The organism is Georgenia sp. Marseille-Q6866 (assembly GCF_965111665.1).
On sequence record NZ_CBCOOR010000005.1, the window covers coordinates 95270 to 121585 of the forward strand.

Consider the following 26316-nt stretch of genomic DNA (forward strand, 5'->3'; position numbering starts at 1 on the left):
CCCTGTGGGAGCGCCTGCACCCCCACCTCACCTGACCGGCCCCCTCCCCACCCCACCCCATACGCCGAGAGCCGGATTCCTCGTGGAGGAATCCGGCTCTCGGCGCGCATGGGGTCTACGCGGCGGGCGGCCGCCGAGGTAGAGGTCGCTGAGCTTCGGGTCGGCGAGCAGCTCGCGCGCCGGCCCCGTGGCGAAGACCCGCCCGAGGTCGAGGACGCAGCCGATGTCGGCCATCTCCAGCGCCCGGCGCGCGTTCTGCTCGACGAGCAGCACCGCGACCCCGGCCTTCCGCATGATGTCGACCTGCTCGAAGATCGTCGTCACGCGCTTGGGGTCCAGGCCCATCGACGGCTCGTCGAGGAGGACGACGTCGGGCCGGATGACGAGCGCGCGGGCGAACTCGACCTGCTTCTGCTGCCCGCCGGAGAGCAGCCCGGCCGTGTCCTTCCAGCGCTCCCCGACGAGCGGGAAGATCTCCTTGACGTACTCGCAGCGCTCCGGCAGGACCGACTGGTCCTTCAGGGAGTAGCCGCCGAGCATGATGTTCTCCTCGACCGTCATCTCCTTGAAGACGCTGTGCCCCTGGAGGACGTGCGACAGGCCCCCGCGCAGCAGCCGCTGCGGGCCCTGCCCGGTGACGTTCTTCCCGTTGAGGGCGATGGTGCCCTGGCGCGGCTTGAGCATGCCGCTGGCCACCTTGAGCACGGTGGACTTGCCCGCGCCGTTGGGACCGACGAGGCAGACCACCTCGCCGCGGCGGACCTGGACGGACAGGCCGCGCAGGACGAGGGCCGCCTTGCCGTAGCCGGCCTGGATGTCGTCGAGCTCGAGGACGATGTCAGACGCCAAGGTATGCCTCCAGCACCTTCGGGTCGGACTTCACGACGTCGGGCGTGCCCGTCGCGATCGGCCGGCCACGGTCGAAGACCACGATGTGGTCGCACAGACTCATGATGAGGTCCATGTTGTGCTCGACGATGAGGAAGGTCGTGCCCTCGTCGTTGAGCTCCCGCACGAGCAGGGCGATCCGCTCGATGAGGGAGGGGTTCACGCCGCCGGCCGGCTCGTCGAGCATGACGAAGGGCGGGTCGGTCATGAGGGTCGAGCCGAGCTCGAGGAGCTTCTGCTGCCCGTAGGAGATGTCGCGCGCCTCGGAGGCCTCGAGGTGGTCGATGCCCACGCGGGCCAGCATGGCGCGCGCCTTCTCGACGGTCTCGGTGCTCCGCGTGTTCCCGAGGTACTCCCCGAGCGTGCGCGGCTGCACCGCGACGAGCATGTTCTCCAGGACGGTCATCCGCGGGAAGACCCGGCACAGCTGGAAGCTGCGGCCCAGGCCCGCGCGGGCGATCTTGTGCGGGGCCCAGCGGGTGACGTCCTTGCCGTGCATGGTGACGGTGCCGGAGTCGGGGCGGATCATGCCGGTGACGCAGTTGAAGAACGTCGTCTTGCCCGAGCCGTTGGGGCCGATGAGCCCGTTGATCTTGCCCTCGTAGAACTCCGTCGTCGCGCCGTCGACGGCGTGGACGCCACCGAAGGACTTGGTCAGCCCCTCGGTGCGCAGGACGGTGTCAGCCGCGCTCATCGCCGGCCTCCTTCGTGGTGGTGGCCTTCGCCTGCTGCTGCTCGCGCAGCTCCTCGGCGGAGACCTCGCGGATCGAGGAGCTCTGCGGACCAAAGCGGCGCAGGAGCTGAGAGGCCCCGGTGAGCACGCCGTCGGGCAGGAAGAGGACGACGAGCCCGAGGAGCAGGCCGGTGGCGACGAGGTGGAACTGGGACTGCCCGTAGTTGAGGACGAAGTACTCCAGCGCGGCCCCGACGACGATCGCCCCGAGGAGCGGGCCGAAGAGGTACCGCACGCCGCCGAGGAGCGCCATGAGGACGACCGTGGAGCCCAGGACGATGTCGAACTGGAAGATCGGGTCGAGGTCGCCGAACCACAGGGCGTAGAACCCGCCGGCCATGGCCACGAAGAAGGCGGAGATGACGAAGGCGACGAGCTTGAGCTTGCCCGTGGGAGCGCCGAGGGACTCGGCCTTGTCCTCGTCCTCACGCACACCCTTGAGCGAGGCGCCGAAGCGCGACCGGTCGATGAGCGTCCAGGTGAGGAGGGTGACCGCGAGCAGCGCGAGGAAGATGTAGAAGAAGGTCTCGTGGTGCTCGGGGCGGAGCATGTCCGGGAAGGGCCGCGGGACGACGAGCCCCGCGGAGCCACCGGTCACGGTGCTCCAGCTCTGGAAGAGCAGCTGGAGCACGAGGACGAGGGCGATCGTCACGATGACGAAGGAGGACCCGCGCACGCGCAGCGCCGCGAAGCCCACCGGGATGGTGATGACCGCCGTCGCCAGGGCCGCGACGAGGGAGGCGAGGAGCCAGTTCATCCCGGTGTGGATGACGAGCAGCGCCGTCCCGTAGGAGCCGAGGCCGAAGAACGCGGCGTGGCCCAGGGAGATGTAGCCCGTGAACCCGCCCATGATGTTCCACCCGGTCGCGAAGACCGCGTAGTTGAGGACGATGACGCCCGCGCTGAGCATGTAGGGGTTGGGGGCGATCGAGGGCCACAGCGCGAGGACGGCGATGATGACGACGACGAGGAGCACCGGCCGCAGCCGGCTCACCCCGCCGCCACCCGCGACGCGGCTGCGCGCGGGGACGGGCTTGGTCCGGTCAGAAACGCTGAGCAAGGCGACCTCCGAAGAATCCCTGCGGCCGCACCATGAGGGTGAGGAACAGTGCCAGGTAGAAGATGGTCTGCGCCAAGGTCGGCGTGACACCGGGGAGCAGCTCGGCCATGACGCGCAGCACCCCGAGGAGCAGGGCCGCGATCGCCGCGCCCGGGATCGAGCCCAGGCCACCGACGACGATGATCGCCATGAGCGGGCCGATCCAGTGCCAGTGCAGGGAGGGGTAGATCGTCTGGTTGAGCGCGAGCGCCGTCCCACCGACGGCCGCCGTGGCCAGGCCCAGGCCGAAGCCCAGTCCCGCCGTCCGGTCGGTGTCGATGCCGACGAGCTGGGCCGCCTCGCGGTGCTGGATCGTCGCGCGCAGGGCCCGGCCGAAGCGGGTCTTCTTGAGCACGAGGAACAGTGCGAGCAGGCTCAGGCCCGCGAGTGCGAAGGAGATGATCTGCACGACGGGGATCGAGGCGCCGAACAGGTCGATGCTCGAGGACCCGTAGGGCAGCTGGATGCGGCGCTGGGTGCCGGTGAAGATCATCCCGAGGAGGCCCTCGATGATGAGGGCGATCGCGAAGGTGATGAGCACCGACATCATCGTCATCGTCGACGGCTTGAGCCGGCTGATGAGCCAGCGCTGGATCGCGAAGCCGAGGAGGAAGAACAGCGGGACCGTGCCGATGAGCGAGATCATCGGGTCGAGCCCGGTGGAGCTGGAGAAGCGCCACGCGATGTACCCGGCGAGGATGATGAACGCCGCGTGGGCGAGCATCACCACCCGCATGACTCCGAAGTAGAGCGTGAGCCCTGCGGCAAGGAGGGCGTAGAGCCCTCCTTGCAGCACGCCCAGGATCAGGCTCTGGAAGATGAGCGACACGGTCGGGTCACCACTCCGGCTTCGGGTAGACGAGCTCGGCCGTGGCGGTGTCCTCGGGCAGCACGATGGCGATCTCGCCGTCGACGTACTGGAGGATCATGTGCGCGCCGTTGGGGCGGCCGGCCTCGTCCCAGGCGAGCGGCCCGACGACGGTGTCGACGGTCGCGCCGCGCAGGTAGTCGATGAGCTGCTGCTGGCAGTCGCCCTGCTCGGCGCAGCCGACCTCCTCGACGGCGGCCGCGACGACCTGGCCCGTCGTGTAGGCGTTGGCCTCGTCCTCCTGGGGCGCCTCGCCGTGGAGCGCGGTGTGCGCCTCGACGAACTCGGCGTTCGAGGGCCAGTCGGCCTGGTTGGAGTAGCCGGTCGGGGACAGGATGCCCTCGACCGCCCCGCCGATGGCCTCGGGGAACTCGGGGTTGGTGGGCGCCGTGGAGAAGGCGGCCATGCGCGGCTGGTAGTTCAGCTGCTGCAGCGCGAGGATGAGGTTGACCGCGTCCTGGTACTGCGTGCCGCCGACGACGAGGTCGGGGTCCGCGTCGGCGATCTTCGCGGCGATGGCGTTGAAGTCAGACTGGTTCGGCGGGTAGACCTCGTCGACGACGAGCTCCACGCCCGCCTCGACGAGCTTGTCCCGCAGACCGTAGGCGGTGCCCTGCGCGAAGGGGTCGTCCATCGCGGCCACGGCCATGGTCTGCGGCCGCTCCCCCTCGGGCATCGAGAGGATGTGCTCGACGAGGTTGTTGTAGTGGTCCGGCGCGATGGCCGGGGCCGCGTAGAAGATGTTCTCGAAGCCGTTCTCGAAGACCTCGGCGGCGGCCGCGGCCGGCTCGACGAAGAGCATCCCGTACTCGGAGGCCACGCGGGAGGCGGGCACGACGAGCCGGGTGGAGAACGGGCCGAAGAGGAGGTCGACCTCCTCCTGGGCGATGAGGGACTCGTAGTCGGAGACGACGCGAGCCGCGTCCGAGGCGTCGTCGAGGATCTTGAGCTCGACCTGCCGACCGAGGAGGCCGCCGTTGTCGTTGGTCACCTGTGCCCAGGTCTCGTAGCCTCGCTCGACGCCCTTGCCGGGCTCGGCGAAGTCACCTGTCAGCGGGAGCGAGACACCGATGACGATGGGGTCGTCGGAGCCTTCACCGTCGCCGGTGTCGCTTCCTCCGCCGTCCCCGCAGGCCGCCAGCGCAAGCATGGCAACCGCACCTGCTGCGATCCCCCGGGTCAACCGCTTCGTTGACATCCGTCCTCCTTCATTGGTTCCGGACACGCTCTCGAAAGCGCTTTCCGGACAGTACGGCCTCCGGCGCCTGCCGCGCAAGGGTGTTGCGTGATCGTGATCACGTCGCGTCGCCAGATCCCGCGCGCCTGCTGCCGGAAACCGCATCCCCGAATCGCCTACGGTTTGCCGGCCCAACCCCTCGAGCCGACAGCAGGATTCCTCCGACGAGGGATCCGGCTGTCGGCACCAGCAGGTGGCACCCTTGGCCGGAAAGCGCTTGCCATTCGGGCCCGCCGTGGGCCATGATGGCCGGGCGGCACTGGCCGCCCCACACTCGACGGAGAGGATGAGACGTGCCGAAGGTAGCGATGGTGACCGGGGGGAACCGGGGCATCGGGCTGGGCATCACCACCCGGCTGCTCGACGAGGGGTACGCCGTCGCGATCCTCGCGACCCGTGAGGAGCCGGCCGAGCTCATGGCCGAGCTTCGCGAGCGTGGCGAGGCGACCTACGTCCGCGGCTCGGTTGCCGATCTCGCCGACCACGAGCGCTACGTCGCGGCCACCCTCGAGGAGTGGGGGCGCATCGACGTCCTCGTCAACAACGCGGGCGTGGCCCCCACGGTCCGGGACGACATCCTCGTCGCGACCCCGGAGAGCTACGACCGCGTCATGGACATCAACCTGCGCGGCCCCTACTTCCTCACCCAGCTCGTCGCCCGCACGATGGTCGAGCGCCGGGGGGAGATGGCCGAACTGCCCGACGCGCCTGTCGGCACGATCGTCAACGTCTCCTCGACCTCCGCCGTCACCGTCTCGACCAACCGCGGTGAGTACTGCCTGTCCAAGGCGGGCATGGCGATGTCCACCCAGCTGTGGGCGGCGCGGCTCGCCCCCGAGGGGATCCTCGTCTACGAGATCCGCCCCGGGATCATCGCCACCGACATGACGGCGGGCGTCACCGAGAAGTACGACGCCTTCTTCGCCGGCGGCGGCGCACCGATCCCGCGCTGGGGCCGGCCCTCCGACGTCGGCGGCGCCGTCGCCCAGCTCGTCGCCGGCCAGATGCCCTACTCCACCGGCGACGTCATCAACGTCGACGGCGGCATGCACATCCCCACCCTGTGACGAGGAGCGTCCCCGTGACTACCCACGAGCCCCAGACCCTGCAGATCGCCGGACGGCAGGTGCCCGTCGTCACGGCGAACACCGTCGTCGTCGGCACCGGCTCGGCCGGGTACTGCGCCGCCGAACGACTCGTCGAGCTCGGCCAGGACGACGTCGTCATGGTCACCGACAAGATCGGCGCCGGCGCCAGCCGCAACGCCGGCTCGGACAAGCAGACGTACTACAAGCTCACGCTCTCCGGTGACAGCGGCGACTCCGTGCGCGAGATGGCGCAGACGCTCTTCGCCGGGGGCGCGATGGACGGGGACAACGCGCTGGCGGAGGCCGCGCTGTCCGCGCGCGCCTTCCTCCACCTCGCCGACCTCGGGGTGCCCTTCCCGCAAAACCGCTACGGGGAGTTCATCGGCTACAAGACCGACCACGACCCGCGCCAGCGCGCCACCTCCGTGGGGCCCTACACCTCGCGGACGATGGTCGAGCAGCTGGAGAAGCGGGTCAACGCCAACGGCACCCGGATCTTCCCCGAGTGCCGCGTCGTCGACGTCCTCACCCACGACGGCACCGTCGCCGGCCTGCTCCTCCTGCGCACCGACGTCCCGCACGACGGCGAGCGCAGCCCCTACCTGCTCGTGCGGTGCACGAACGTCGTCTACGCGACGGGCGGGCCGGCCGGGCTCTACGCCACCCGGGTCTTCCCCAACGGGCAGTGGGGCGCCTCGGGCGCCGCCTACCGCGCGGGGATCGGCGGCAAGAACGTCACCGAGTGGCAGTTCGGGCTCGCCTCGACCAAGCCGCGGTGGAACGTGTCGGGCACGTACATGCAGGTGGTGCCGCGCTTCGTCTCGACCGACCAGGACGGCGGCGACGAGCAGGAGTTCCTCACCGAGGCGATCCCCGACTACGGCCGGCTCATGTCGCTCGTCTTCCTCAAGGGCTACCAGTGGCCCTTCGACGTCCGCAAGGCACGCGACGGCTCCTCGCTCATCGACCTGCTCGTCTACCGCGAGACGGTGCTGCGCGGCCGGCGGGTGTTCCTCGACTTCCGGCGCAACCCGGTGCGCGAGGACTTCGACCCGACCGCGCTGGACCCGGAGGCCTATGAGTACCTCGAGAAGGCCGGCGTCCTGTTCGGGACGCCCATCGAGCGTCTCAAGCACATGAACCTGCCCGCCTACGAGTTCTACCTGAACAAGAACCCCTACGTGGACCTCGAGCAGGAGATGCTCGAGGTGGACGTGTGCGCCCAGCACAACAACGGCGGCCTCCTCGTGGACGCGTGGTGGCAGTCCGACCTGCCCGGCTTCTTCCCGGTGGGCGAGGCCGGCGGGGCGCACGGGGTCTACCGGCCCGGCGGCGCGGCGCTCAACAGCGGCCAGGTGGGCGCCACCCGGGCGGCGCAGTTCATCGCGGCCCGGCGGTCCGACGCCCCGCTCGGGGAGGCGGAGTTCGCCGCCGCGGCCGAAGGACCGCTGCGTGACGCCGTCGAGCTGGTGTCGGCCGCGACCGAGCGAGCGGCAGCGGGCCGGGAGGATAACACCGGCGACCTGCTCCGCGACGTCGGAGAGCTCATGAGCGCCAAGGCCGGCCCGGTGCGCTCGCGCCAGTCGATCGCCGAGGCGCTCGAGCAGGTCGAGGAGTGGCTCGGGACGTACCGCGAGCTCGTGGTGGCCGACGCCGGGTCGCGCCGGGCCGTCAACCGCGCCTTCCTCGTGCGCGACATCCTCACGACGGCGCAGGTGTACCTCACGGCGATGGCCGACTACGTCGACCACGGCGGCCGCTCGCGCGGCTCGGTGCTCTACACCGACCCCGCCGGCTCGCTGCCACTCGTGGGCTACGGGCCGGACGCGTCGCAGGAGCTGGACCTGCCCGAGCTGTTCCGCTTCACCCTCGACGGCGGCGCGCTCGACGACGAGGTCCAGGAGGTCTCGTGGACCCCGCACCGCGCCGCGGACCCGGCGTCGCCGAGCGAGGCCGGCGACGTGGACATCACCTGGCGCCCCCGCCGGCCCATCCCGGAGACGGACGACTTCTTCGAGAACGTCTGGCGCGAGTACCGCGAGCACCAGAACATCCACTGACCCGCCGGCCGGCGCAGGCGCAGGCGCCCCCCGGCCTCCTCGACATCGTGTGGGTTTCGCGTTCTCTGAGAGCGCGAAACCCACACGGTCTTTCCGGGGCAGGGAGGGGACCGCTCCACAGGCCCGTCCGGCGTGCCTCACGTCCACCGCGTCACCGGCGTCCGCACCGCGGCAGCCGCCCCCTGGTGGACGCTGCCGCCATGGCACCCGACCGTCGGCGGATCAACCGCATGGCAGGACAGCACTGGTTCGTCCTCACCCGCTCCCAGCTCGAGGAGATCGGCGTCTCCGTCACGTGGATCCGCTCCCAGGTCGATCACCGCATCTGGCGCCGGGCCTACCCTGGCGTCTACATCACCCACGCCGGTCACCCGACGTGGGACACCCGGGTCGTCGCCGCCCTGGCGTACGCGGGCAAGGGAGCAGCGCTCTCTCACGCCACGGCCGGGGACTGGTGGTTCGAGAGCGACGCCACCCGTGCCCAGCGAGTGTCGAGCACGGTGGAGATCAGCGTGCCCGCCCGCAGGACGGTGGTCGCCCAGCGCGGGCTGCGGATCCACCGCCGCCGTACGGTCCCCGCCGTCTGGGAGGGCCGGATCGCGGTGACGACCGCAGCAGAGACCGCCGTCGACCTCGCCTGCCGCGCGAAGAAGGAGGACGACGTCGTCGGCGTGCTCACGCGCGCCCTCCGTGTCGCTGAGCCGGCCGACATCAGAGCTGCCGTCGCCGGGCGGTCACGAGTCCGCCGTCGGGAGCTGCTCCTCGACATCCTCACCGACGCCACGGCCGGCATGGAGTCACCACTCGAACGGCACTACCACCGTGACGTCGAGGTCGACCACGGGCTACCGGCGTCGGAGCTCCAGGTGCGCGAGCAGCTCCCGGGGTCCCGCATCCGCGCGGACTGCCGCTACCGCAGGTGGCAGGTGCGCGTCGAGCTCGACGGCAAGCTGGCACACCCGGGCGGGCGCACCGACAAGGACACGTGGCGCGACAACGCAGCACTGCTCGCCTCCAGGGAGGTGACGCTGCGGTACCGCTGGACGCACGTCGTGGGGACACCGTGCCGCACGGCCCAGCAGGTCGTCGATGCACTCCGCCTGGGCGGTTGGGAAGGCCAGCCGCGCAGGTGCGGACGGCCCGGATGCCGGGTGCGCTGACGCCTCTCTGCAAACCGTGTGGGTTTCGGACTCCCTGGGAACCCGAAACCCACACGATCGCAAGGAGGGTGCGACGGCGGCGCGACCGCGTCCGCCTACAGGTAGGGGTGGACCAGGCGCTGGTAGCGGTCGGCCATGGTGGCGACGACCTCGTCGCCGGGGGTGTCCCAGACGGCCTGGTTGAAGATCTCCACCTCGACGTCGCCGGCGTAGCCGGTCCCGGCCACCCAGCGGGTGATCGTGGCGAAGTCGACGTAGCCGTCGCCCATGTAGCCGCGGGAGAGGAGCGAGTCGTCGGCGAGCGGGAGGACCCAGTCGCACACCTGGTAGCCCGCCAGGCGCCCCTCCGCGCCGGCGCGGGCGATCTGCGACTCCAGCTTCGGGTCCCACCACACGTGGTAGGTGTCCACGACCACGCCCACCGTCTCCGGCGCGAAGTCGGCCGCGAGGTCGAGCGACTGCTCCAACGTGGACAGCACGCCACGGTCGGCGGCGAAGATCGGGTTCATCGGCTCGAGGACGAGCCGCACGTCGTGCTCCTCCGCGAAGGGCACGAGCTCACCGATGCGGTCGGCCACCCGCTGCCGCGTGGCGAGGAGATCCCGGTCCCCGTCCGGCAGCGCAGCGCGCCCCGGCTCGGGGTTGGCCGGCAGCCCGCCGACCACCATGACGAGCTCGCGCGTCCCCAGGGTCGCCGCCTCGACGATCGCGGCGCGGTTGTCCTCCAGCGCGTCCCGCTGCCCCTCGGCGTCGACCGCCGTGAGGAACCCACCGCGGCACAACGAGGACACCCGCAGGCCAGCCTCCCGGACCACGGCGGCAGCGCGCTCGAGTCCCGCCTCCGCGACCCGGTCGCGCCACAGCCCCACCGCGCCGAGGCCGGCCCGGGCCGCGACGTCCACGGCCTCCTCAAGGGTGAGGGCCTTGGTCGTCGCAGTGTTGAGGGAGAGCCGGGAGAGGTCCGCGCTCACAGGGTGAGCTCCGGGATCTCCAGGCGCCGCCCCTCGGCGGAGGACCGCAGGCCGAGCTCGGCGAGCTGGACGCCGCGGGCGGCGGAGAGCAGGCCGTAGCGGTGGGGGCGCTCGGCGACGACGTCGCGGAGGAACTCCTCCCACTGCAGCTTGAAGCCGTTGTCGAGGTCGGCGTTGTTCGGGACCTCGAGCCACTGGTCACGGAAGGGCTCGGTGACGGGCAGGTCGGGGTTCCACACCGGCTTGGGCGTGTGCGCGCGCTCCTGGGCGACGCAGGTGCGCAGGCCGGCGACGGCGGAGCCGTGCGTGCCGTCGACCTGGAACTCGACGAGCTCGTCACGGAAGACGCGCACCGCCCACGAGGAGTTGATCTGGGCGACGACGGGGTCCCCGCCCGGGGTGGTGACCTCGAAGATCCCGTACGCGGCGTCGTCGGCGGTCGCGGCGTACTCCTTGCCCTGCTCGTCCCAGCGCGTGGGGATGTGGGTGACGGCCTTGGCGGTGACGGCGTCGACCTTGCCGAGGATGCCCTCGAGCACGTAGTTCCAGTGGCAGAACATGTCGACGACCATGCCGCCGCCGTCCTCCTTGCGGTAGTTCCAGCTCGGGCGCTGCGCGGGCTGGACGTCGCCCTCGAAGACCCAGTAGCCGAACTCGCCGCGCAGGGACAGGATGCGGCCGAAGAAGCCCTGGTCGACGAGACGGCGGAGCTTGACCAGCCCGGGCAGGTAGAGCTTGTCGTGGACGACGCCGGCGGTCACGCCGGTCTCCTGGCCCAGGCGGGCGAGCTCGACGGCCTCCTCGAGGGACTCGGCCGTGGGCTTCTCGGTGTAGATGTGCTTGCCGGCCTTCATCGCCGCGGTGAGCGTGGCCTTTCGCAGCGAGGTGAGCTGGGCGTCGAAGTAGATGTCGATGCTCGGGTCGTTCATCACCGAGTCGACGTCGGTGGTCCAGTGCTCGACGCCGTGGCGCTCGGCGATCTCCCGGACTGCGCCCTCGCGCCGCCCGACGAGGACCGGCTCCACCTGCACCCGGGTGCCGTCCTCGAGGAGGAAGCCGCCCTCGTCACGGATCGGGAGGATCGAGCGAACGAGGTGCTGGCGGTACCCCATCCGGCCGGTGATGCCGTTCATCGCGATCCGCAGCGTACGCGTGGTCATGTGCTCTCCAATGAGACGTGCCGGTGTGGCGGAAGACTAGGGAATGCGCTTTCCACCTTAGTGAGCGGGGAGCAGGGTCGTCAAGGCGTGACCTGCCCCACAATCGGCACGATCCGGGAACAATGTTGAAGATTCATCCATTGACGGTGGCATGAGTACACAGAAGATCGGCATCATCGTCAGCTCCTCCCGCCCCACGCGCATCGGAGACAAGGTGGCCCAGTGGGTTGCCTCGCTCGCCCCGGAGGGGACCGAGGTCGACGTCATCGACCTCGCCGAGGTGGACCTGCCCTTCCTCGCCGAGCCCGAGCAGCCGGCCACCGGCAACTACACCCTTTCCAGCACCGTGGCCTGGTCCGAGCGCGTCCGCGCCTACGACGGCCTCGTCATCACGGTCCCGGAGTACAACGCGGGCTACCCCGCCGTCCTCAAGAACGCCATCGACTCGCTCCACGCGGAGTGGAACGGCCTGCCCGTCGGCGTCGTCGGCTACGGCTGGGGCGCCGCCGCCGGTGCCGCCCGCCAGCTCGGCGAGGTCCTCGACCGCGTCAAGGCCGTCACCCTGCCCGGCCCGGGCCTGAGCTTCGGCCAGGACCTCACGCCCGAGGGCGAGATCCTCGAGGCGGCGCCCGCCGACGACGTCCGCGGCCTCTTCGAGCAGGTGCTCACCGCCGCACGGCAGTCCGTCACGGTCTGACCCGTTCCTGACCCTGTCGCGTGAGGCGGTGGCCCCCCGGGGCCACCGCCTTCGTGCTACCCGGGGCCGGGCGTGGACTCTCGCAGGACGACCTCACCCGTCACCGTGACGAGGTCGGGCCCCTCGTCGCCGCCCAGCGCCAGGGCCGTGGCCTGGCGGCCGATGTCGACCATGTCGATCCGCACCGTGCTCAGCGTGGGGGTGACGTCGCGCAGCGCGAAGATGTCGTCGAAGCCGGCGAAGGCCATGTCACGGGGCAGGACCAGGCCCGCCTCACGAGCCGCCGTCATCGCGCCGAGGGCCATGACGTCGTTGACGGCGAAGACGACCTCGACGTCGAGGTCGCGTTGCATGAGCTCGACCATCGCGTCGTGCCCGCCGTCGCGGACGAAGGGCGACGGGATGATCGCCTCCTCGGCCACCGGCGCACCGAGCTCGGCGAGCGCCTCGCAGAAGCCTCCGCGCCGCTCGGCGGCAGTGAGGTGCCGTTCGGGCCCGCCGAGGACGGCGAAGCGTCGGTAGCCCAGCCCGTGCAGCGCGCGGGCCAGGGCCTTGGACGCCCCGCTGTTGTCGACGTGCACCGCCTTGATGCCGAGGATCGGCTGGCCGACCATCGCCGCTGCTCCCCCTCGCTCCTGGTAGGCGGCCAGGGCCTCGCGCAGGCGCCGGTTGCCCTCCTCGTCGTCCTGGCGGCCACCGACGACGATGATCGAGCGCGCCCGCAGGTTCTGCAGGGTCTGGATGAAGCCGACCTCGCGCTCGGCGTCGTGCTGGGTGTTGGCCAGCGTGACGGCGAGGCCGGCGGTGTCGGCGGCCTCGGTGACACCGGCGGCGATCGTCGAGAAGAACGGGTCGGCGATGTCGTGGACGATGAGGCCCAGCGTCGCCGTCCGCCCGCGTGCCATCGCCTGGGCGTTGGCGTTCGGGGAGTAGTGGAGCCGCTCGGCGGCGTCCAGGACGCGCTCACGCAGGTCGGCCCGCACGGAGCGGTTCGTGCTGCCGTTGATGGCGCGCGAGGCGGTGGCGAGCGAGACGCCGGCCTCACGGGCGACGTCGCTGAGCGTCGCCGCCCGCCCGTTGCCCGCGACGCCGGTGCGGGTGGGTGTCATCCAAGGCTCCTTCGGTGCCGTCAGCGCTGCACTCGTGCGCTGCCGCCGGCAGCGAGCTTGACGATCTCGGCCTTCGTCACCATCGAGGTGTCACCCGGGGTCGTCATGGCCAGCGCTCCGTGCGCCGCTCCGTACTCTACTGCGGTGGCTACCGGCTCCCCGGTGAGCAGGCCGTAGATGAGGCCGGAGGCGAAGGAGTCCCCGCCGCCCACGCGGTCGAGGATCTCCAGGCGCTCCCGGTGGGTGGCCTGGGCGAAGCCCTCGTCCTTGGACCAGGCGATCGCGCCCCAGTCGTTGACCGTCGCGGTGTGCACGCTGCGCATCGTCGTGCCGATGACCTCGAAGTTCGGGTAGGCCGACTGGACGTTCTCGATCATGGCGCGAAAGCTCGCGACGTCGAGGTCGGTGAGGTTCTCGTCCACGCCCTCGACCTCGAAGCCGAGGGAGGCGGTGAAGTCCTCCTCGTTGCCGATCATCACGTCGATGTGGTGGGCGATCTCCCGGTTGACCTCCTGCGCGCGGGCCTGCCCGCCGATGTCCTTCCACAGCGAGGGCCGGTAGTTGAGGTCGTAGGACACCACCGTGCCGTGCCTCTTCGCGGCCTGAACCGCGGCGAGCACGACCTCCGCGGAGGTGTCGGACAGGGCGGCGAAGATGCCGCCGGTGTGCAACCACCGCACCCCGAGCTCACCGAAGACGTGGTCCCAGTCGACGTCCTCGGGGCGCAGCTGGGAGGCGGCGGTGTGCCCGCGGTCGGACACGCCCACCGCGCCGCGCACCCCGAAGCCGCGCTCGGTGAAGTTCACCCCGTTGCGCACGTTGCGCCCGATGCCGTCGGAGGGCACCCAGTGGATGAGGGACGGGTCCACGCCGCCGGTGAGGATGAAGTCCTCCACCAGCCGCCCGACCTCGTTGTCCGCGAGGGCGGTCAGCACCCCGGCGCGCAGCCCGAAGGCGCGGCGCAGGCCGCGGGCGACGTTGTACTCGCCCCCGCCCTCCCACACGCGGAAGCTCCGCGCGGTGCGGATGCGTCCCTCGCCCGGGTCCAGCCGGAGCATCACCTCACCCAGGGACAGCACGTCGTAGCGGCACTCGGCGGCGTCACGGATCTGCAGACTCAACGGGTTCTCCTTGGATCGGGTAAGGGCCGACGACGGTCAGCGGGTCAGGGCGACGGCGTCCGCGACCATGGCGGCGACGTCGTCGAAACGGCCGGCGGCGATCGCGTCGCGGGGCACCATCCAGCTGCCCCCGACCGCCGCGACCGCGGGCAGGGCCAGGTACTCGGCGAGGTTCTTCGGACCGATGCCGCCGGTGGGCACGAAGCGCACGCCGCCGAAGGGCGCCGACAGCGCCTTGATCGCGGTGGCGCCGCCGGAGGTCTCGGCGGGGAAGAACTTGACGGTGGTGAGGCCCGCCTCGAGCGCCGCCTGGACCTCGGTGGCGGTGACGGCGCCTGGCAGGGCGAGCACGCCGCGGGCGGCGCAGCGCTCGACGACGGCGCGGGAGAAGCCGGGCGACACGACGTAGCGGGCGCCGGCGTCGACGGCCTCGTCCACCTGCGCGGGTGTGAGGACGGTGCCGGCGCCGACGAGGACGCGGCCGTCCTTGGCCATCTCCGCGATGGCCGCGGCGGCGGCCGGCGTCCGGAAGGTCACCTCGGCGACGGGCAGCCCGCCCTCGGCGAGCGCGCCGGCCAGCGGGCGCGCGTGCGCGGCGTCGTCGAGCACGACGACGGGCACGAGTCGGGTGGCGGCCAGCTGGTCGAGCGTCTCGGACATCGCCGGTCTCCTTCGTCTGCCGCACTCGCGCGGTCGTCTCGTCAGTGAGTCGCAGCCCGTCGGTGGTGCTGCGATTGCCTTTCAGACCGTAGCAGAAAGCGCTTCCCGCAGGAAGGTGTCCCGGGCAGGACCGAGGCCCTGCACCGTCGCGGTGCAGGGCCTCGGGTGTGACTGCGGAGGGTCAGCGACCCCAGACTGTGGCGACGTCCAGACCCGGCAGGTAGCCGTGGTCACCGCTGTAGGTCGCCGTGAGCAGGGTCAGCCCCCGCACCGGCGGCAGCTGCACCTCGGCGCTGCCGTCCTCACCGACCGGCACCGTCCCGACGACGCGGAACCCGGCGGTCACCGTGACGGTGCCCGTGGGGGTCGGCGCGCCGTCCCGTCCGGACACGTCGACGGTGACGTCCGGGGCGCTGCCCCGGGGGACCGTCGAGTCCACGTCGATGTCCACCCGCGAGAGCGCGGGGAGGACGACGTAGGTGACGGCACGGCTGGACGACTCGGTGAAGCCGTCACTGCCGGGGAACACGGCCGTGAGGCGGTGCCCACCCGCGGGCAGGTCCCGCGGCAGCGCCACCGACGCCCGTCCGTCGGGCCCGAGCTCGCCGGTGGCGACGACCTCGCCGTCGGCGTGGATCTCCACCGTTCCCGACGGCGTCCCAGAGTCGGCGGCGACGGTGACCCGCGCCGTCGTCTCCGTGCCGTAGGTGGTGAGCTGGCGGGACAGGCTCAGCGACGTCGTCGTGGTGACGTCCTCCTGCGGGGCGGCCGGGACGGAGACGACGAGGTCGCGCATCCGTCCGGTGTTGTCGAAGGAGCCGAAGCCGATCTGACCGGAGTCGAAGGTCGTGTCGGTCGCCGTCATGAGCGGGGTGTCGTGACCGTCGACCCACACGGCGATCTCACCGCTGCCGGCGCAGTGCACGACGCGGACGTCGTGCCACTCCTCGTCGGTGATGGCCGGAGGTGCGCCGATCGACCCGTCCCACTGGTCGTCGATGCGCTCCCGGTCCTTGTTGTTGACCTTGAAGATGCCGTTGTGCGCGTAGATCGCGTTGTCCTGCGAGATGTGCGCGTAGTAGTACTCGGTGTCGGACTGCCAGCCGAAGACGATGATGATGTCCCGGTTGTTGACCGACGACGGGGCGTCGAGGCGGACCTCGGCGTCGATCTGCACCGACTCGTACTCGCGGCCGTCGAGGACGGCGTACTCGAAGGGCCGGCGGATGCCGTCGTTCGGGTTGTCACCCACCTCGGTGAGGATGATCTGGTCCCCCGGGAACTCCCACTTGGAGGGCGTCCGCGGGGCCCAGTTCTCCTCGGCCATGAGGTCGGTCTCGGACTCGTCGAAGGTGCACGACGGCGTGGGCGGCGGCTCGACCGGCTCGACGCCGTACGTCGCGTACAGGTTCTGCATCTGCTCGGCGGTCGGGACCATGTCGAGGAACATGAGATCGTCCATGCGCCCGTTGAAGGGGTTCCGCTCCGCGGTGTTCTGCGGGAAGCTGCCGCCGATCTTGATGCCCGTAGGGTTGGTGTCGGACGTCGGGCCCGCTCCCCACGTGTTCGCCGCGGTGTACTCGCCCTCGAGCTCCTCACCGTTCATGTAGAGCTTCATCTCGCCGTTGACGTAGTCGAAGCTCGCGGCGAGGTGCACCCAGGTGTTCTGGGCGAGGATCTCGTCCCACGGCTTGTCAGCCGCGAAGGTCCACGAGCTGCCGTCGTCGAGGCGGCGGCCGAGGGCGACGAGCTTGAGCTCCCCGTTGACCTGGATGACCTCGAGGAGGGCACGCACGCCGTGGCCGTCGGAGTTGCCCGACAGGACACCGGCCAGGCCGATCGCGTTGAAGCGGTCGTCGGGGTTGGCGGTCTCGCTGTTGAGCGCGGGCAGGTCACCGGTGCGCTTGAACCAGCCCATGACGGTGATCTCGTCGGCCCCGGCGAAGGCGTCGAGGGAGTCGACGCCGGCGGGGTCGTAGACGCCGGCCTTCCAGTCGTTGTTGCCGCGGACCGTCGGGTTCAGCTGCTGGGTCTGCAGTGCACGCCCGGCGCCGGGGTAGGCGGCGTCGGCCACGCGCTGGAGCGCACCGCCGTTGATGAGCTCGATGTCGGTGCCGGAGAAGCCCTGGTCGTCCTCCCAGGCCGGGTTGCCCTCGACCGGGTTGTCGAAGGTGTAGCGGGCGACGAGGTTGTTCGGCGGCAGCTCGATCGCACCGGTGACCTCCCAGACGCGACCGTCGGCCTTGGAGATGAGGTAGAGCTCGCCGTCGGCGTCCGCGCCGAAGCGCAGGTCCACCCGCTGGTGCCCGACGAGCTCCTGGAAGGTGGTCTCCTCGCCGTCGTGGAAGACGCGGAGCTGCTCGATGGTGGCGAGGTCCTCGATGTCACCGTCGTTGCGGACCATCTCGTCGGCCTCGGTCGACAGCACCCAGCCGCGGACGATGTCCGTGAACAGGTACTTGCCCTGGAGCGCCTCGATCTCGCCGCGGTAGACGTACCCGCCGTTGACGGCCACGCCGGCGTCGCCGGTCTGGCCGGGGTCGCGGTTGTGGTCGTAGGCGGCGACGGGGTAGGTGAAGCCGAGCTCGGCGTCGTTCTCCGGCAGCGGGAAGATCTGCCGGTTCTCGGCGAGGAAGGGCCCCTCGCGCACGGACCAGCCGAAGTTGTCACCGGGCTGGACCTCGTAGATCGACTCGACCTGCCACTCACCGATGTGACCGAGGTACATCTTCCCCGTCTCGGTGTCCCAGCTGATGCGGTGCGGGTCGCGCATGCCGACGGCGTAGATCTCCGGCAGCGCGCCGTCCTCGTCGAGGAACGGGTTGTCCTCGGGGATGCCGTACTCGCCGTTGGCGCTGTCGTCACCCATCGGGTCGATGCGGAAGATCTTGCCCTGCGGGGTGGACAGGTCCTGCGGGTTGTTGTTGCCCACGCCGTTGCCGCCGTCGCCGACGAGGATGTAGAGGTTGCCGTAGTCGGCGTCGCCGGGCTCGGCGGTCCAGTTGAAGGCGATCTGCTGGACGGTGTGGACGCGCCCGCCGAAGGGCACGCGCATCATCTCGCGGCTCGTGCCCTCGAAGGTCTCCGCGCTCGGGTCTGTGGCGGTCCACTCGGTGATGACGCTGTGGAAGCCGGTGGTGCCGAAGCCCGGGAAGTCGGGGGTGTCCTCGGTGAGGGCGGAGCCGGCCTCGGTGTGGACGGTGTAGAAGATGCCGTTCTCGGCGAACTCCGGGTGGAACTCGACGAAGCCGAAGCCGGTGCCGAGGCCCGCGTGGTTGTGGAAGTTGTCGACGAACTGCTGGCGGACGTTGAGGTAGGCGGTGTGCTCGCCGGAGTCCTTGTCGACCATGTAGAGGATGTCGTTCATGTCCGGGACCGCGAGACGGCCGGAGCCGTCGGGCACCTCGTCGAGGTGGGTGATGCGGTTGTGCCGGATGAGGCGCTGGTCCTGGGTGGCCGGGGTCGTCTGCGACTCGGGCAGCTGGGCCAGCTCCTCGACCGCGATGCCGAGCGTCGACATCTCCGGGTCGGGCAGCGGGTTGAGGAGGGGCTGGGCGGCCTCGTCGGCGACCTCGCAGTCTGCGGTGTTGCCGGTGGGGATGTCGAGGTTGGCACCGGCCGTGTCGACGGCGACGTCGTCGAGCATGAGCCGGCCGGCGCTGTTGGCGCCGTTGATCCAGAAGAAGCGGTCGAGGGGACCGTCGACGGGGGCGCGGAAGCCGAACGTCTGCTCGGCGCCCTCGGGGAGCCGGGTCTGCTCCTCGTACGGACCGCCCTGGCTGTAGACGGTGACGCGGTCGGTCGCGTTGTCGGCGACGATCCACACGCACTGCCACACGTCCTCGGACCACGTGCCGGCGGTGCGGAACTGGCCGCCGTCGCGCACGAGCAGGGTGTCGTTGTTCTGGTTGTTCACGTACGCGCGGCTGTGGGCGTAGTCGGACGGGCTGTCGTTGTCGGTGATGCCGAAGGAGGTGTCGGCGTTCGCGTCGCGCCGGATGCGGAAGAACACCGTGCCGGTGTCCCCCTCCTCGATCGGTGCCACCGCGCGGTGGGCGCGGTGACCGTTCCCCGTCATCTCCAGGACACGGTTGTTCTGGTTCACGGGGTCAGGGATCACGGTGGCGGCGGAGGAGGCCATCCAGCCGTCCTGGCCGTTGAGGGCGCCGGTCGTGTAGCCCTCGAAGGTGTGGAGCTCGGTGAAACCAGGCTCCTCGGTCTGTGCGCCGGCTGGTGCCGCGAGCAGCGTCGCGCACATCGCCATCCCCGTCGCCGCCGCCGTCACCGCCCGGCGTCTCGTGGGTTGCCGTACTGACGTCATCGTCACGCTCCTTCGTTGGTAAGCGCTTTCTCTGGCAACCAACCACGCTAGCCCCGAGCCGGAGGCCGGAGCATCCTGCGAAAGAACGACGAATCCGGCGCCGCCCCAGGGGTGGCTGCCTAACGTGTGGACTTTGCGACCTCAGAGGTCGCAAAGTCCACACCTAAGCCCGGCGGGGCGAGCGGCTCCGCAGCCGTGCCGATGAGCCGAGGCAGTCGACCGGCGGACACCGGTCGGGTCAGCCGGCGACTCCGAGGCGGTGCTCACCCCAGTGCTTGGCGAGCCAGTCGACCTGCTCGTCGCGGAGTCGAAGGTGCAACGGAGCATCGTGCAACCGGGCGTACTGAGGGAAGGCGTGCAGCGCAGGCGCGACATCGACCCGGAGTGCCGACGGCTCCACCGCGAGTGCGCCGTCGTCGAAGAGTCGGTGGATGTCCCGCCGGAGCATGAGTCCCCCGTGCTCGAAGTGCGTACCGAGCTCGGCATAGCTGTACAGATGCCCCGCCTCGAGGACACGAGTGGGCGCGCCGCCGGTAAAGGCGCAGGAGCTCCCCTGGGCGGCAAGGATCTGTTCACGGAACTGGCGCTGGCCCCGGCGAACGCGCACGAGCGCCGTCGTGAATCCGTGAAATATCTCCACATGCGGGCCACTGAGGTGCTGACGGTCGATGTCCGCGCGGCTGTCGACCCTCCCTACGGCGTGCGGTGCCCCCGCGGCGATGAGCGCCTCACCGAAGGCCGCCCAGTCGAGCGGCCGCATCGCGTTGATGTCACCGGGGTGCACAGCGAGGGACCGCACGGTCCGCTCGTCGAGCACCCCGTCGAGTGACGTCCACGCGGCGTCGTACCGGGCCCTGAACTCCTCGACCTCGACGACGTCGGTACTCGGGGTCTCGAACTCGTGGCGACACTTCATGCACCGGTGCCGTGGCGTCGCCCTCTTCCGCACGCTGATGCGCGTGGTGCCACACGCCGGGCAGCGCTGCAGCACCTTCGTCCCGCGCGAGACGTCGATCTCCTCGATCACCGAGACGCCGAGCAGTCGCTCCTTGTCCCAGAGCGCGACAGGATCACCGACACTGAGCTTCTTGTGGTTGGGAACGTTGCTGTCCCACGAGTAGTAGGCGTCGTACTGGTCGTCGTACCCAGCATTCCCGCCGTGCCCGCGATTGTCACCGGCAGCCATGAGCAGCCATGCTCGTCGGGGCGCCGCGCTGTCCACACCGCGAGCTTCGCACAGCGATCCGGTTCTCGGCGCAAGATCGTCGCGTGTCAGGGGCGTCCAGCCCGCCGCCTCAGGTGTGGACTTTGCGACCTCAGAGGTCACAAAGTCCACACCTAAGCCCGGCGGCGCGACGGTCAGCTCACCGTCGTACCGAAGGCGAGGCCAAGGACGTAGGTGACGGCGGCGGCGCCGTAGCCGATGGCGAGCTGGCGCAGGGCACGCCGCAGCGGCGGGGCACCGGAGAGCACGCCGACGACGGCGCCGGTGAGCAGCAGCGCGGCGCCCACGACGACGGCGGCGACGATGACCGCCGTCGTGCCGGACAGGCCGAAGATCCACGGCAGCACGGGCAGCAGTGCGCCGGAGGCGAAGAAGCAAAAGCTCGAGACGGCGGCGCTCACGCCCGTACCGATCTCCTCGTAGTCCGGCTCGGCGTCCTCGGCGCGGCCCGGCCCGGTGGCCGACAGGACCTCCCGGGCCCGCTCCTCGGCGGCGTCGGCGCTCATGCCGCGGGCGCGGTAGACCAGGGCCAGCTCGTTGGCGTCGACGTCGAGGTGGGGGATGGCCTCCTGGGCGCGCGGGTCGGGGATGGAGGCCTCGAGCAGCTCGCGCTGTGAGCGCACCGAGACGTACTCCCCCGCCGCCATCGACAGCGCTCCGGCGAGCAGCCCGGCGAGGCCGGTGAAGAGGACCGTCTGCCCCGACACCCCGGTCGCGCCGATGCCGAGGACCAGTGCGAGGTTGGAGACGAGGCCGTCGTTGGCGCCGAAGACGCCGGCGCGGAACATCCCGGACATGCGGCTGCGGCCGCGTGTGGCCAGCGATCGCACGACCTCCCCGTGGATCTGCTCGTCGGCCACCATCGCCGACGTCGCGTCGTCGTCGCCGGCGTAGGAGGAGCGTGCCTCGGCGCGCTGGGCGAGCGCGAGGACGAAGACGCCCCCGAAGCGGCGGGCGAGCCAGCCGAGCACCCGGGTACGCACGGCCCCGCGCTTCGGGTGGCCGACGTGGTGCCCGAGCAGCTCGCGCCAGTGCTCCTCGTGGCGGCGCTCGGCCTCGGCGAGCTCGAGGAGAATCTCCCGCTCCTCGCCCTCGCGGCGGCGGGCGAGGTCGCGGTAGACGGCGGCCTCGGCGCGCTCGTCGGCGAGGTAGCGCCGCCAGCGGCGCACCTGCGCGCGGGTCGGCTCGGGACGGTTGGTCGGGCTCACGGCACAAGCGTCACAGGCTTCCGGCCCGTGGGGAAACGAGGCCCGCCTTCCCTGACGGCGGGTGTTCGGGTGCCCTCACACGCCGTCGGGTGGCAGGGTGTCGCCCGCGGCCTCCGCCTCCAGACGGCGCCTGTCGAGCAGCGCGGTCCAGCGGCGTCCCGAGTCCACGACGCCCTCCTTCTTCCACCGGCTCATCACCCGCGACACGGACTCCGGCGTCGAGCGCGCCAGCCCCGCGAGGTCAGCGCGGGAGAGTGGGACCTCGAGCATGACCGTTCCGTCGTCACGCTCCTCCCCGACCTTGTCGGCCAGGCGCAGCAGGGCGGTCGCGACGCGCTGGGGCACGGTGTCCGTCGTCTGCCCGCCGATGTCGGTGTGCGCCCGGACCAGACGCGCCGCGACGTCGTCGAGCACCCGCAGGGCGACACCGGGGTGCTCAAGGAGCACCTCACGGAAGTCGTCCTGGTCGATGCGGAGCGTGCAGGACCCGACGAGCGCCGTCGCCGTGTGCGAGTGGTACGGCTCCCCGAGCGTCCCCATCGCCCCGAAGAGCTCGCCGGGGACGAGGATGTCGGCCACCGTCTCCGTCCCACCGGCGGTCACCTGGGAGAGCTTCACGCGCCCCTCGGCGACGACGTAGAGGGCGGTCGCCGGGTCCCCGGCCCGGTAGAGAGTGCGTCCCGCCGGCCAGGTGGTGGTCCGCATGCGCCGGTCGATGCGCTCGACGGCGTCCTCGCTCAGGCCCCGGAAGTAGGGCGCCCGGGTCAGCACGTGCCTGCGGACCGGCCACGGGCACCGGTGCGGCAGCGTGACCTCGCGCAGCGGGATCGTCCGCCGTCCGGACTCGGTACGCACCGGTGCGGCGTCCTGTGGCGACATGTCGCTCCTCCCTCCGACCACTGCTGCGACCCGTGCTCGTGCCTCCCGCCGCAGGCTATCCGGCCGCGAGCGCCCCCGCCCCGAGGAGACGTTGCGGCTGATTGACGGCCGTCATGTTCTCTTCCGCCAGGCCTTCCTACGTTGGGATCACCGCGAGGGAGACGCCCTCACGGCGAGGAAAGGACCACACCATGACCACCACCGCCGCCACCCGCTCCGTCTTTCGCGCCGAGGGCTTCAGCTGCCCCAGCTGCGTCAGCGCGATCGAGAAGCAGGTCGGTCGCCTGCCGGGAGTCCAGGAGGTGACCGTGAAGTTCGCCTCCGGCCGCGTCGAGGTCGACCACCTCCCGGAGGTCGTCACCACCGACGAGATCGTCACCGCGATCGGCAGGGCCGGCTACAAGGCCGCCCTGTCGGCCTTCTGACCGCCGTCCCCCCGACGGTCGGGCCCCCTGGCCCGGCCTTCCCCTCACGTCGCGAAAGGTCCCACCATGAGCTCGACCAGCTGGACACGCGCCCCCTGGGCGGCCCCTGCCGCCGCGGGCGCACTCATCGCCGCCGCCGCCGTCGCCTCCTTCTCGGCCGGCGTCAACCCCTTCTCCAGCAGCCACGCGGGCGGCGGCGGCACCACGGCCGCGCTCACCGCCTCGCACGTGCTGATGACCGCCGCGGCGGTGGTCGCCGGGCTGCCGATCCTCGTCAAGGCCGTGCGGGCGCTGCGCCACCGCACCATCGCCATCGACCTGCTCGTCTCGGTCGCCGCGACCGGCGCGCTCGTCATCGGTGAGGTGTGGGAGGCCGCCGCGGTGACCTTCCTCTTCTCCGTCGGTCACGCGCTCGAGGCCCGCACCATGAACAGGACCCGCACGGCTCTCGCGGAGCTCGTCGCCGTCGCCCCCGACGTCGCGGTCGTGCTCCGTGACGGGGTGCAGGTCGAGGTGCCCTCGGTGCAGGTGGCGACGGGCGAGACCGTCCTCGTCAAGAACGGCGCGAAGGTGCCGGTCGACGGCGTCGTGACGGGTGGCGCCGCGGCGCTCGTCGAGGCGTCCATCACCGGGGAGTCCGTGCCCGTGGAGAAGACGGAGGGCGACCGGGTGTTCGCGGGCACCGTCTCCAGCGGCGGCTTCCTCACGGTGCGTGCCACCGGCGTGGGCGCCGACACGACGCTGGCCCGCATCATCCACCGCGTCGAGGAGGCACAGGACGCCAAGGCACGGGCCCAGACGTTCCTCGAGAGGTTCTCCGCCTGGTACACCCCGGCGATCATCGTGCTGGCCCTCGCCGCCGCCCTCGTCAGCGGGGACGTCGTCCTCGCCCTCACGCTCCTGGTCATCGGGTGCCCCGGCGCCCTGGTCATCTCGATCCCTGTGGCGATCGTCGCGGGCATCGGCCGCGGCGCGAGGGACGGCATCCTCATCAAGGGCGGCGAGCATCTCGAGGCGAGCGCACGCATCGACACCGTCGCGCTCGACAAGACCGGCACCCTCACCGAAGGCCGGCCGCACCTGACCGACGTCGTGGTGCTCGCCGCGGGCCTGGACCGGGCCGACGTCCTCACCTGGGCCGCGCGCGCCGAGGCCGGGTCCGAGCACCCGCTCGCGCGCCCGGTGATCGAGGCGGCCGTCGCCGAGGGCCTCCCCGTCGGCGGACTTCCCGAGCACACCGTTCCCGTGCCGGGCAAGGGCGTCGTCGCCACGCTCGACGGCCGCCGCGTCGCGGTCGGCAACCTGCCCCTGCTCCTCGCGGAGGGGATCAGCGACGACGGCGGAGCCGCCGCCGAGGTCGACCGCCTCGCCGGACTCGGCCGCACCCCGATGGTCGTCGCCCGCGACGGCGAGGTCGTCGGCGTCGTCGCGGTGGCCGACCGCGTGCGGAGGGACGCACGGGAGATGGTCACCCGCCTCCACGACGCCGGCGTCACCCGGGTCGTCATGCTCACCGGTGACAACCGCCGCGTCGCCGAGGCGGTGGCCGCGGAGGTCGGGGTGGTCGACGTCCGGGCGCAGCTGCTGCCCGAGGACAAGCTCACCGCCATCGAGGAGCTGCAGGCCGGCGGGCACGTGGTCGCGATGATCGGCGACGGCGTCAACGACGCCCCGGCCCTGGCCACCGCGGACATCGGGATCGCGATGGGAGCCGCCGGCACGGGCGTCGCCGTCGAGACGGCCGACATCGCCCTCATGAACGACGACCTGCTCAGGGTGCCGCAGGCCATCGGCCTCGCCCGGCGGACCGTCTCCGTCATGCGGCAGAACATCGGCGTCGCGCTGGCGACGGTCGGCCTGCTCCTCGCCGGCGTCCTCACGGGCGGCGTCACCATGGCGGTGGGCATGCTCGTCCACCAGGCCTCCGTGCTCGCCGTCATCCTCAACGCGGCGCGACTGCTCCGGCGCCGCGACGACGCCGTGGGCGCGCCGATCACGCGCAGCACCACGGGTGCCGCGACCCCGCAGGTCCAGCCGGCCTGACCGGTCACGGCCCGGCCCTCACCTACTGCGGTGGACACCCTCGACGAGCTCGACGACGGCGAGCGCGTCGCGGGGGTCCACCGGGAGCGGCGCCCCGTCGAGGAGCGCGGACGCCAGCAGCGCATAGAAGTCCTGGTAGCGCCCGGGCTCGCTCGGCACCGGGCGGGACCCGTCAGCCGTGACGAGCCACCCGTCCTCACCACGCCCGTAGCCGGGTGCGGACGGCCGCATCCCACCGGCCAGCTGCGCCTCCTGCACGTCCCCCGCCGCCATGACGAAGGTCGCGTCCGTCCCGACCACGCGCAGCCGCGGGCCGGGGTCCACCGTCGTCGTGCTCACCCAGAGGTGGGAGCGGGCGCCGCCCGCGTGGGAGAGGGAGAGGAAGACGTCGTCGTCCGCCCGGCTGCGGACGCTGGCGAGCTCGGCGTGGACGTCGGTGACCGGGCCGAGGAGCGTCACCGCCTGGTCGACGAGGTGGGAGCCGAGGTCGAAGAGCACCCCGCCGCCCTCCCGCCACGTGGCGGCGGCCTTCCACGGCTTGGTCTCGGCCGTCTTCCACCGCTCCAGGCGCGACTCCAGACGCCGGACCTCACCGAGGGCCCCCTCCGCGAGGAGCCGCCGGACCGTGAGGAGCTCACTGTCCCAGCGGCGGTTGTGGAAGACGGTGAGCGGACGGCCGAGCTGCTCGGCGCGGTCGAGGAGGGTGCGCGCCTGCGCCGGGTCAGGACCCAGCGGCTTGTCGACGACGACGGCGCAGCCCGCCTCCAGCGCGGCTCGCGCGACCGGGACGTGCGTGGCGGGAGGGCTCGCGACGACGACGACGTCGGGCCGTGCCGCGAGCGCCTCGGCGAGGTCGGCGACGACGCGCGCCTGCGGGTGCAGGCGCGCGGCGTCGGCCGCCCGGCCGGGGTCCGAGGTGACGACGACGTCGAGGCTGTACCGCGCGTCGTCGGCGATGAGGGGGCCGTGGAAGACCCGCCCCGCGTGGCCGAAGCCGACGAGGGCGGTGGAGAGGCGGGTCAGAGCTCGGGCTGCGGCGGAGTGGGGCGCATGGAGCCACCGACGCCGGTCTGCGAGGCGTCACCGTTGCTCGAGCCCGCGGAGTGGGAAGGCCCGGAGGACCCACCCATCCGGCTCTTGACGGTGTCGGTGACCTTGTCGGTCACGGCGGAGGCCTTGTCCTTGGCCACCTCGCTGACCTTCTCCTCGACCTTGTGCACGCTGGACTGCACGCGGGGGTTGTCCCACACCTGCTGGCTCGCGGACTTGATCTTCTCGAACTGCTGACGGCCCGCCCGTGCACCGAGCACGTAGCCGAGACCGGCCCCGACGAAGAACGAGAGCTTGCCCATGAACGTCCACCT

The 26316-nt window shown here is 71.4% G+C and carries 22 protein-coding genes; 6 read left to right on the plus strand and 16 right to left on the minus strand.

Annotated elements, in window-relative coordinates:
- Positions 1-27 precede the first annotated feature (27 nt).
- From ACWPXV_RS06175 to ACWPXV_RS06195, 5 genes are read right to left on the minus strand one after another with little or no spacing between them, the layout of a single operon-like run.
- A complete protein-coding gene (locus ACWPXV_RS06175) occupies positions 28-849 on the minus strand; it encodes an ABC transporter ATP-binding protein (RefSeq protein WP_454084405.1) in 822 nt (273 codons plus the stop codon).
- On the minus strand, positions 839-1582 hold the full coding sequence (locus ACWPXV_RS06180; protein WP_454084406.1) for an ABC transporter ATP-binding protein: 744 nt from the start codon (positions 1580-1582) through the stop codon (positions 839-841). The genes ACWPXV_RS06175 and ACWPXV_RS06180 overlap by 11 nt, the downstream gene beginning before the upstream one ends.
- Entirely contained in the window at positions 1569-2681 is a 1113-nt protein-coding gene (locus tag ACWPXV_RS06185) for a branched-chain amino acid ABC transporter permease (protein WP_454084407.1), read from the minus strand. Before ACWPXV_RS06185 ends, ACWPXV_RS06180 begins: the two co-directional genes overlap by 14 nt.
- A complete protein-coding gene (locus ACWPXV_RS06190) occupies positions 2665-3549 on the minus strand; it encodes a branched-chain amino acid ABC transporter permease (RefSeq protein WP_454084408.1) in 885 nt (294 codons plus the stop codon). Before ACWPXV_RS06190 ends, ACWPXV_RS06185 begins: the two co-directional genes overlap by 17 nt.
- Positions 3550-3556: 7 nt before the next feature.
- The gene (locus ACWPXV_RS06195) at positions 3557-4738 is read right to left on the minus strand and encodes an amino acid ABC transporter substrate-binding protein (protein WP_454084409.1); all 1182 of its coding nucleotides are present in this window, start codon (positions 4736-4738) and stop codon (positions 3557-3559) included.
- 380 nt (positions 4739-5118) lie between these two features.
- Here ACWPXV_RS06195 and ACWPXV_RS06200 point away from each other — a divergent pair, with 380 nt between their 5' ends.
- From ACWPXV_RS06200 to ACWPXV_RS06210, 3 genes are all read left to right on the plus strand, one after another.
- Entirely contained in the window at positions 5119-5892 is a 774-nt protein-coding gene (locus ACWPXV_RS06200; protein WP_454084410.1) for a 3-ketoacyl-ACP reductase, read from the plus strand.
- A gap of 14 nt (positions 5893-5906) precedes the next feature.
- Positions 5907-7973 carry an FAD-binding protein gene (locus tag ACWPXV_RS06205; RefSeq protein ID WP_454084411.1) on the plus strand — a complete coding sequence of 689 codons (2067 nt, stop codon included), beginning with the start codon at positions 5907-5909 and terminating at the stop codon, positions 7971-7973.
- A gap of 200 nt (positions 7974-8173) precedes the next feature.
- The gene (locus ACWPXV_RS06210) at positions 8174-9133 is read left to right on the plus strand and encodes a type IV toxin-antitoxin system AbiEi family antitoxin domain-containing protein (protein ID WP_454084412.1); all 960 of its coding nucleotides are present in this window, start codon (positions 8174-8176) and stop codon (positions 9131-9133) included.
- A gap of 95 nt (positions 9134-9228) precedes the next feature.
- Here ACWPXV_RS06210 and ACWPXV_RS06215 read toward each other — a convergent pair whose 3' ends face one another.
- On the minus strand, positions 9229-10104 hold the full coding sequence (locus ACWPXV_RS06215; protein ID WP_454084413.1) for a sugar phosphate isomerase/epimerase family protein: 876 nt from the start codon (positions 10102-10104) through the stop codon (positions 9229-9231).
- Entirely contained in the window at positions 10101-11264 is a 1164-nt protein-coding gene (locus ACWPXV_RS06220; protein ID WP_454084414.1) for a Gfo/Idh/MocA family protein, read from the minus strand. Before ACWPXV_RS06220 ends, ACWPXV_RS06215 begins: the two co-directional genes overlap by 4 nt.
- 151 nt (positions 11265-11415) lie before the next feature.
- On the opposite strand from ACWPXV_RS06220, the gene ACWPXV_RS06225 reads away from it, so the two are divergent.
- Positions 11416-11961, plus strand: coding sequence for an NADPH-dependent FMN reductase (locus ACWPXV_RS06225; protein ID WP_454084415.1), 546 nt, complete (start codon positions 11416-11418; stop codon positions 11959-11961).
- A gap of 56 nt (positions 11962-12017) precedes the next feature.
- Here the strand turns inward: ACWPXV_RS06225 and ACWPXV_RS06230 are convergent, their stop codons facing one another.
- The 7 genes from ACWPXV_RS06230 to ACWPXV_RS06260 all read right to left on the minus strand — a co-directional run bounded on the left by ACWPXV_RS06230 (position 12018) and on the right by ACWPXV_RS06260 (position 22484).
- Positions 12018-13070, minus strand: coding sequence for a LacI family DNA-binding transcriptional regulator (locus ACWPXV_RS06230; protein WP_454084416.1), 1053 nt, complete (start codon positions 13068-13070; stop codon positions 12018-12020).
- Between the two features lie 20 nt (positions 13071-13090).
- Positions 13091-14191, minus strand: coding sequence for a sugar kinase (locus tag ACWPXV_RS06235; RefSeq protein ID WP_454084417.1), 1101 nt, complete (start codon positions 14189-14191; stop codon positions 13091-13093).
- A 36-nt stretch (positions 14192-14227) separates the two neighbouring features.
- Positions 14228-14851 carry a bifunctional 4-hydroxy-2-oxoglutarate aldolase/2-dehydro-3-deoxy-phosphogluconate aldolase gene (eda, locus tag ACWPXV_RS06240; RefSeq protein WP_454084418.1) on the minus strand — a complete coding sequence of 208 codons (624 nt, stop codon included), beginning with the start codon at positions 14849-14851 and terminating at the stop codon, positions 14228-14230.
- Positions 14852-15032: 181 nt separating this feature from the next.
- Positions 15033-19172, minus strand: coding sequence for an Ig-like domain repeat protein (locus tag ACWPXV_RS06245; protein ID WP_454084419.1), 4140 nt, complete (start codon positions 19170-19172; stop codon positions 15033-15035).
- 238 nt (positions 19173-19410) lie between these two features.
- Entirely contained in the window at positions 19411-20358 is a 948-nt protein-coding gene (locus ACWPXV_RS06250) for an HNH endonuclease (RefSeq protein ID WP_454084420.1), read from the minus strand.
- A gap of 173 nt (positions 20359-20531) precedes the next feature.
- Positions 20532-21605 carry a VIT1/CCC1 transporter family protein gene (locus ACWPXV_RS06255; RefSeq protein ID WP_454084421.1) on the minus strand — a complete coding sequence of 358 codons (1074 nt, stop codon included), beginning with the start codon at positions 21603-21605 and terminating at the stop codon, positions 20532-20534.
- 75 nt (positions 21606-21680) lie between these two features.
- Positions 21681-22484 carry a Crp/Fnr family transcriptional regulator gene (locus ACWPXV_RS06260; protein WP_454084422.1) on the minus strand — a complete coding sequence of 268 codons (804 nt, stop codon included), beginning with the start codon at positions 22482-22484 and terminating at the stop codon, positions 21681-21683.
- Between the two features lie 191 nt (positions 22485-22675).
- Between ACWPXV_RS06260 and ACWPXV_RS06265 the strand changes: the two genes are divergently transcribed.
- Both ACWPXV_RS06265 and ACWPXV_RS06270 read left to right on the plus strand, forming a co-directional pair.
- Positions 22676-22909, plus strand: coding sequence for a heavy-metal-associated domain-containing protein (locus ACWPXV_RS06265; RefSeq protein WP_454084423.1), 234 nt, complete (start codon positions 22676-22678; stop codon positions 22907-22909).
- A gap of 66 nt (positions 22910-22975) precedes the next feature.
- Positions 22976-24952, plus strand: coding sequence for a heavy metal translocating P-type ATPase (locus ACWPXV_RS06270; protein ID WP_454084424.1), 1977 nt, complete (start codon positions 22976-22978; stop codon positions 24950-24952).
- 18 nt (positions 24953-24970) lie between these two features.
- Here the strand turns inward: ACWPXV_RS06270 and ACWPXV_RS06275 are convergent, their stop codons facing one another.
- Both ACWPXV_RS06275 and ACWPXV_RS06280 read right to left on the minus strand, forming a co-directional pair.
- Positions 24971-25975, minus strand: a complete 1005-nt coding sequence (locus ACWPXV_RS06275; RefSeq protein WP_454084529.1) for a Gfo/Idh/MocA family protein — start codon at positions 25973-25975, stop codon at positions 24971-24973.
- Positions 25972-26304, minus strand: a complete 333-nt coding sequence (locus ACWPXV_RS06280; protein ID WP_454084425.1) for a YtxH domain-containing protein — start codon at positions 26302-26304, stop codon at positions 25972-25974. Before ACWPXV_RS06280 ends, ACWPXV_RS06275 begins: the two co-directional genes overlap by 4 nt.
- Positions 26305-26316 lie beyond the last annotated feature (12 nt).